At 33.1% G+C, this 7,639-nt stretch carries 7 protein-coding genes and 2 pseudogenes; all 9 read right to left on the bottom strand.

Features of this window, described 5'->3' with window-relative positions:
• Positions 1–373, bottom strand: a pseudogene (locus ABIQ27_RS14700) (glycosyltransferase); the annotation flags it as partial.
• Positions 370–1,488 (bottom strand): glycosyltransferase, encoded by a 1,119-nt coding sequence (locus ABIQ27_RS14695; RefSeq protein WP_348034670.1) that lies wholly within the window; start codon positions 1,486–1,488, stop codon positions 370–372. The pseudogene ABIQ27_RS14700 and the gene ABIQ27_RS14695, both read right to left, overlap by 4 nt.
• Positions 1,489–1,494: 6 nt before the next feature.
• Entirely contained in the window at positions 1,495–2,310 is an 816-nt protein-coding gene (locus ABIQ27_RS14690; RefSeq protein WP_348034669.1) for a class I SAM-dependent methyltransferase, read from the bottom strand.
• A 6-nt stretch (positions 2,311–2,316) separates the two neighbouring features.
• Positions 2,317–3,309: a glycosyltransferase family 2 protein gene (locus ABIQ27_RS14685; protein ID WP_348034668.1), complete on the bottom strand. Its 993-nt coding sequence runs from the start codon at positions 3,307–3,309 to the stop codon at positions 2,317–2,319.
• A gap of 5 nt (positions 3,310–3,314) precedes the next feature.
• Positions 3,315–4,850, bottom strand: coding sequence for a glycosyltransferase family A protein (locus ABIQ27_RS14680; RefSeq protein WP_348034667.1), 1,536 nt, complete (start codon positions 4,848–4,850; stop codon positions 3,315–3,317).
• Positions 4,851–4,852: 2 nt separating this feature from the next.
• Positions 4,853–5,656 carry an FkbM family methyltransferase gene (locus tag ABIQ27_RS14675; RefSeq protein ID WP_348034666.1) on the bottom strand — a complete coding sequence of 268 codons (804 nt, stop codon included), beginning with the start codon at positions 5,654–5,656 and terminating at the stop codon, positions 4,853–4,855.
• Positions 5,653–6,753: a glycosyltransferase family 4 protein gene (locus ABIQ27_RS14670; RefSeq protein ID WP_348034665.1), complete on the bottom strand. Its 1,101-nt coding sequence runs from the start codon at positions 6,751–6,753 to the stop codon at positions 5,653–5,655. The genes ABIQ27_RS14675 and ABIQ27_RS14670 overlap by 4 nt, the downstream gene beginning before the upstream one ends.
• Before the next feature lie 43 nt (positions 6,754–6,796).
• Positions 6,797–7,360: a serine acetyltransferase gene (locus tag ABIQ27_RS14665; protein WP_348034664.1), complete on the bottom strand. Its 564-nt coding sequence runs from the start codon at positions 7,358–7,360 to the stop codon at positions 6,797–6,799.
• Between the two features lies 1 nt (position 7,361).
• Positions 7,362–7,639 (bottom strand): annotated as a pseudogene (locus ABIQ27_RS14660) (UDP-glycosyltransferase); the annotation flags it as partial.

Below are 7,639 nucleotides of genomic sequence, written 5' to 3'. Positions count from 1 at the left end.
AGGCAAATGATTTTTCAGAACTGATAAATTCACTCAAACCATTGTGATCATGCCAAATAATCTTAACTTTTGGATAAATAAATTTAATCAATAATGCCGTAAAGTAAGAACTACTGTGTGGTTGAAGGAATTCGACTTTGTTCTCTTTGCAATATTTTTTCAATCTAAAAAAAGCACCAAAATCAATTGTTGATTTTTTCTTTAAGAAAAGATAAGAGACCGAGTTACTCAACTGTTTTTTTAATTTTCCCTCTGCTCTTGTAGCAACTAAACCTGAAAACTCATTCTGGACAGAAAGTGCATTTGCATAATTAATTGCCATTTTTTCGGCACCCCCAATTTCTAATGAGTCTATGATTTGAACTATTCTCATGATTTTAAAAGCAATTTAATTTCATCTTCAAAAACATCCATAGTAAACTGTCCTGACCAATCAATAGCTTTGTTTACTTTATCCTGATACAAACTATTATCGTTTAAGATTGATTCAATGTTTTGAACATCTTCTTTTAATTTTAAATCAAGCAATAATCCTCTTTCTCCATTTTCCAACATATTTGGAACACAGGAAACTTTGGAAGCGATTGGCAGACAACCCCAAAACATTCCTTCGGCTACAACTTTTGGCCAGCCTTCGCTCAAAGATGGTAAAACTACAAAATGATTTTCTAAATAGGCTTTCTTAATCGTTTCCTGGTTTTGATTGCCTTTCAGAAACACAATGTTTTCAAGTTTATTTTCCGAAATGTAATTCTCTAACATTTTCCTTTCGATTCCTTCTCCATAAATCACCAACTGAACATCGTATCCTTTTTTGAAAAGCTGTTCAATCAACTGAACTGCATACAATGGCTGTTTTCCATTTGAAAGCGTTCCGATAAAAAGAAATGAAATCTTATGTTCCAATTCTCTAGGTCTTACATCAATTTTATCTTTTTCAAAATAACTTGCTGTAAAAAAAGGCTTACTATTTTTAGTATTGTTTTCCCATTCGCCATATACCAAAACCTGCATGTTTTTAGTCAAAAAAGTATTGTTTAAAATCCATTTTTGCAAACGATAAGTCAGTGGCTGCTTTGCTTTGGAATCCCAATTTCCTGCATATTTAGCGGTTTTATGCTTGGAAGGAAAAAGAATCTGTACTAAACAACCTAATAATCCAATATTTCCGGGGCAACGCAAATGAATATGGTCGGCATTTTTCATTGTTTGGTAAATTTTCCAAACTATACCGGGCATGACCATCAAAGAATGCAAAATGTTTTTAAAACTGGAAATGTCAAAATCAGCCACAGAAACAAATGTTATTTTCTTGTGTTGATAAAACTCCTGGATTTTTGTTTTAGGTGTGGAATGCAAAGGTGCTACAATTAAAACTTCGGAAACGTTCTTTATCCATAAGTTCATTTCACGAACATAAGGCTCATAGCCAAAATAGTTTCCCAATTCTTTGCCATGAATGACATGAGTAATTATGGCAAATTTCATCCGAATTTATTTTTTTTGCATTAACATGGTCAAATGCATGCATTTAAACAAATGGCTGTCTGACGTAGCCGACAAATCCCAGTCTTTTTTATGCCATTTCTTTCCAATGCTTTGCTTTTTTTCTTCTGAGACGAATGGCATGAAATTCATTGCAAAATACCATTTTGACTGACCTAAAAGGCCGTGACGCTCAACGATATTGAATGCTTTAGCAAATTTAAAATAGGTTTTTTTAGTAAATGGCCATTCCCAATCTTTATCAGACTGAAACGGGCGATACAATACTCTCATAATTTTTATCGGCAAACTGGTTTCCAATGGATCATAACTTATGATTACACCACCTGGAGCCAATTTCTCGTTGAGTTTGGAGATTAAAACATCCGGATTTTGAAAATGATGCAAAACGCCATAGGCATAAATAATATCAAAGTCTTTTTCAGCGAATTGTTCTGAAAGAAAATCAGCGGCGATTGCTTCAGCATTTGGGAACGGTTTTATTCGAATAGCCAGCTTATCAATAGCGACATCGCTCAAATCTAAAGCGATGTATTTTTTGCTGTATTCGGCTAAATACATACTCCAATAATTACCTGCAAAACACCCTAAATCCAACACTTTCTTATTTGACAAATCACCAAACCAGGATTTATGGATGTCATAAGATTCGTTTAAAACACCAATGTCCTTTCGTATTTTTTTTAAGGTTTTCTCCCTGAAATAATACCAAATTCGTGTTGGCAGGTTCTTTTTATCGCTTTTGTAATTATAAAATTCAACTTGCTTTTTGTTGATTTCTATAATTTCTTCTTGTGTACTCATCTTTGTTTAAAGTGGTTTGTTAATGAATAACGAAAACCAACCTACTGTTCTTCCTGTAAATTCGGTAAACGATTCCATTCTTTTATTTGTTGTAAAGATATTGCTAAATCTTATAAATGTCAATAATAATACGATTGCATTCCATTTAAGTTTAGCTTTAAAAGTAGGATTTGGGTATTTTACTCTCCATACATACCAACCATTTCTAACCACCATTTTACCATATTGATATTTATTAGGTCTTCCCGATTGATCATGGAAATGTCCCAGTTGTGCATTTGTATTGACATATAATTTTCCGGTTTTTGATAGTCGAAGTGTGAAATCTGCATCTTCATACAAACCATAACCATCAAAATAAGTTGAAAATTGGAAACTGCTAAACACCGATTTTCTAAAAGACGATACGCCTCCCATTAATTGCTCGACTTCATATATTTTCCCTGATGGTGGCAAAAAACTAATACTTCTTCCATTTGAAAATTCAGGTAAAAACCCTGGTTTTGTATTGCTGTCAAGCCCTAATCGTTTTCTCAATACAAATCGGCTTCCGTCATTTTGCTTCCAACCATCATAAGCGAACTCTTTTATAGAAGCTTTATAATCAGGGCCAACTTTCTGCCATTTGGTTTCGTTGTTAATATAGCCTCCAACACCAAGAGCTTCGGAAAAAAGTGAGTACGTTTTTAAAATTTCTTCAAAATAATTGTTTGCTAAAATCGTGTCATCATCTAAAAAACAAACAACTTCCGAGTCATCTGAAACTTTGGATACACCAAAATTCCGTTGTCTTGTCAAACCTCTTTGTTCTTTTGCTGCCAGAAAATATTTCAGGTTCTGAAATGGATATTGCTCCAAGATTGCTTTTGTATCATCATTAGTCGAACCATCAATAATCAAAATTTCATTTGGATAGAGCGTTTGTTCTTTTACCGAATTTAATAGATTCAGTAACGGAACCGGACGCATATAAGTGCAAACTATTAATGTGAAATTCATGATTATTACTTGTTTAATTCATTAGCCCAGAAAATGCTTCTATCCCATTTCTTTCTGAATAACTTAATGTATTTTACCGGATTAAAAATGAAACTCTTGTTCAGATTCTTAAAAAACAAAGTGGTTTTATAGTTCAACAACTGCTCCTTTGTATCATATAATAATCGGAACAACATCACTGTTGGTGACGGTTTAGGGAGAATCGCGTCTTCCTGCCATTTCAAAATTGGTTTTGTTCTAAAACCTCCAATTGGAGCTTTTAAATGCAAGATTTCTGAAGTCGAAATATACAAAATATCAAATCCTCTATTTCGCAATTGCATGCCAAAATCATTGTCTTCACCAAAACCAAATTCGTAAGCTGTATTAAATTTCAAACCTTTAAAACAAGCCGATTTAACAAAAGCATGACCAGCTCCAAAAACTGTAAACTGCTTTGGTGACTGTGGAATAACTGCCTGCGATTCTAAATGACAGGCCACCAAAAACACTTCATTTCCTGTTTGTTGAAATGTTTGCATTGCCTTTTCTAATAAATCGTTTTCAAAAACAATATCATCATCGGCAAAAAAAGCGAATTCACTTTCTATCATTGGCAAACCAATATTTCTCGCATTGCACGCTCCGGTTTTATGTGTAAAATGATGTTTTATTACAAATGGCCATTTTTGGTTTTCAACAAAATCTAAATCAGAATTACTATTTTCAGCTGGATTTTGCTCAATTATGATAACATTTTTGGGCAAATAGGTTTGTGCTGCCAAATTGTTCAGCACATTCAACAAATAATCTTTTCGCCCAATAGTTGGAATTAAAACATCAATTGTAGCCTGCTCAATGAGGTTTTTGTTTGATTCTAATACAATGTGATTTAGCGATTCAGGATTGAAATTTCGTTTGCTATAAAACAATGAAAAAACCAACGGCATCAATGGAAATTTCTTCTCAAAAATCAATAAGTTAAAAAACAACAGAAAAACCCATCTTGTTTTGTAATGCTGTTTGGTAAATCTGAAAAGTTCCTGGAGATTTGATTCGTTTTCTGACTTTATTATTTTCTTCTCCAAAAGCAATCTTGGTTCAGAATAACAAAAAAGCCCTTGCGGCAACGCTCTTTTGGCAAACGAATTGAGAAAATAATCAAAATTGTTTTCAGTTTTCAAATCCGCTTTACAAACATTTAATACCGACGCATGAACTGCACCGACTTGACTGCTCATTTGCCAGGTAGCATATTTCACTTCCTTATTAATTCTGATAAAAGGTGAATCCTCAATATAACCCAATCGCCTGTCAAAATAATTATTTAAAGATGCATAAGAATAAAGCATTTTTTTGTGATGAAATAACTTTTCAATTTCTGAAATATTCAAATTATCTCTTTCACTTTCATCACACCAAACCAGGATTTCATCTTTAAATTTATCCGCAAAATCAAGTAATACCGCAACAATATTCCGATTTATTTCATTCAGGAAATTGCCAGTTTCAGTTGAAACTATTTCGGTGATTTTTGATTTGTTATGATAAAATACAATCATTCTTATTTCAAATTTTGACCAGCAAAAGTGATAATTTCATTTTGCCTGAAGGTTACCGTTTTAAACGGATAGTTAAGTGAGGCAAAGAATTGCTCGACTTTTATAAAGGTTTTTTTACCGTTTACGACATGATAAGAAGCAATGGCAAAATTGGGCTGCAGGGTTTTGATAGTTTCAACGCAACCGTCAAGCGCTTCAATTTCTGCGCCTTCAATATCCATTTTAATAAAATCGAGCTTTTGAATAGTATTATCTTTTATCCAATCATCAATTCTCACTGCTTGCTTTTTTACACAATGCTCAGTATTGGGCATCCAAACTGCTGATGAACCAACAGTTCCGGCTTCATAAAAATCGATTAATTCATTTTTATCCCAAAGCAATAAATCTTCAATTTTTATATTTTCAGCTAAATCAGGATTCAATTCAATATTGCTTTTTATTCTTTCGATGTTGAATTTATCAGGTTCAAAAGCGAATACTTTTCCATTCTTACCTGCTAATTTGGAGAAATAAATTGATAAATGTCCACAATTAGCTCCGGCATCAATAACAACATCTTCAGGCTTTACTTTGTAAAAATGTTGATAATAATTAAAATCTTCTACGATTGGATATAGCGCTTCATTGGTAATCAAGGACACATTGTGAAAACTGGTTTTATACGCAACTTTGTCTTGGTTTTCAATTAGTTCAAAAACAACATTTTTTGGTTTAAAAATGCTGTAATATTTAAGTTTCATCAATTCTTTGGCATTCCCTTTTGGGAATAATCTGCTGATGATTTTTTTTATTGCTTTTTTCATTTGAGTACTTTTTGATAAAAATCTGCACTTTGTTTGGCAACAACATCAATGCTGAATTTTTCTTCCACTTTTTTTCTGGCTTCGACACCAAACTTAATTCTATTTTCCTGATTCTCTAGTAATTCCAAAATCTTATCGGCATATTCAACATGTGCTGTAGGATGCACTAAAAAACCATTGAGACCATCTTCAATAACTTCTGTTGCCCAACCAATATCGGAAGCAACAATTGCTTTTTGCAAAGCCATCGCTTCTATCCAGGAAACAGGCAATGCTTCAGCAAAAGTAGGGAAAACACAGACTGAAGCTAAATTAACATGCTCTCTAATTTTGTCGTAAGCAACACTTCCTAAATACGTTACATTTTGAAAAGCATCAACATCAAATAACGATTGCATCATCGCCCAGGTAGAAGCATTTCCGGAAATAATATCCGAAGCATCGCGTCCAATCAAAATTAGTTTTGCCTTGTTGTTTTTCTTGTATACTTCATTAAAAATCAAAGGCAATTCTAAAAGCCCTTTTTTTCTGATTAAGGTTCCAAAATAGAGAATCGTGTTTTCTTGCGTTTTATCAAAACCTTGACTAGCAAATTTATCTGTATCGATACTATTCGGAATAATTGTAAAATCTCTATTTAACTCAAACAATTCCTTGGTTACATCAGCCGTAAATTGACTAACAGAAAGTAAAGCGACAGCGTTTAGCAAAGCAAGTTTTTCGTGGAATTTATTTAAATGTTTAACCGGACGATTGTCCAAATGGCAAAAATAAGTATCCGAACCATTGAGTCGGATAACGACTGGGCATTTTGGTTTTATATTAGATGTAATCCCAGTCCAGTCAGGAGCTTCTAGCAGTTCAACTTTGTTTTCTTTGACTAATTTATTGATTAGTTTTTGTATTTTCTTTTGAGTAAACAGCCTGGAAAATCCTTTGAGTTTTATGTTTTTAATGGCGTAATAAGAAATATTGTTTTCTACAAAAAAATCATCTTTTTTTTGTCCATAAATCAAGATGCTAACTTCATTTCCAGCTTTTGCTAATCCTTTGGAAAGGTTCAAAATACTTGTTCCAATTCCGCCTGATGATCCCATTTTTGGGTGTGGAAATTCTGGGGTTAGAAAAGCAATCTTCATCTTATTTGGAGCTGTTGTGAATATAATATTCAGATAAATCTTTGTCTAAAATTATCGTTAGGGAAGGCAAAGCAGTTTTACCATCAGGAATATTATCAGTTACAACAGCATTTGCGCCAATCGTCACATTATTCCCAATAGTAATATTCCCAAAAACACAGGCATTTGGACCAATAAAAACCCGGTTTCCAATGATTGGAACTCCTTTTTTGTCACCATAATTGCTGACTCCGATGGTAATTCCCTGAGAGATATTGCAGTTTTCACCAATAACCGTATCGCCGTGAATAACTACATTGCCAAAATGACCAATGTATAAACCGGCACCGATTTGAGTGCGATACGAAATATCAAAACCATATTTGACTTTTAAGCATCGGAGCCACATAAAGAAAAAATAAAACAACAGTCTATTTTTCCTTCTGTAACGCTGTGTTAATCTGAAAATAGTTAGAAATTTCAAACCCGGAATTGGGTGAGAAATAAACACAAAAAACAGCGTTCTAAAGTTAATTTTAGAAAGATTGTATCTATTAAAATCGGCTAATAGCTTGCTTTTTGCCATGTTATTTTTTAATTATTTTTTCAATTGCATTCCAAATTCTTTCTGAGGCATTTTCAGGTGGATGCTGATTTATTTTCTGAAACCATTTTTGGGCATTCTTAAAAATTTCAGAGCTTTTATCGCTCAGCATCAATTCAATTTTCTCAGCAATCTGGTTTGGATTATCAAGCCAAAATACAGAATCTTTGCTTGGCATTGACCTGAAATGTATAAAGTTATATATTTTTTTGACTGACCAATCAGGAAACTTTTGATTGACAACATCATAATTTATAAAAC

Source organism: Flavobacterium sp. (assembly GCF_039916025.1).
Lineage (GTDB): Bacteria > Bacteroidota > Bacteroidia > Flavobacteriales > Flavobacteriaceae > Flavobacterium.
This window is presented reverse-complemented; position numbering and strand designations above follow the sequence as displayed.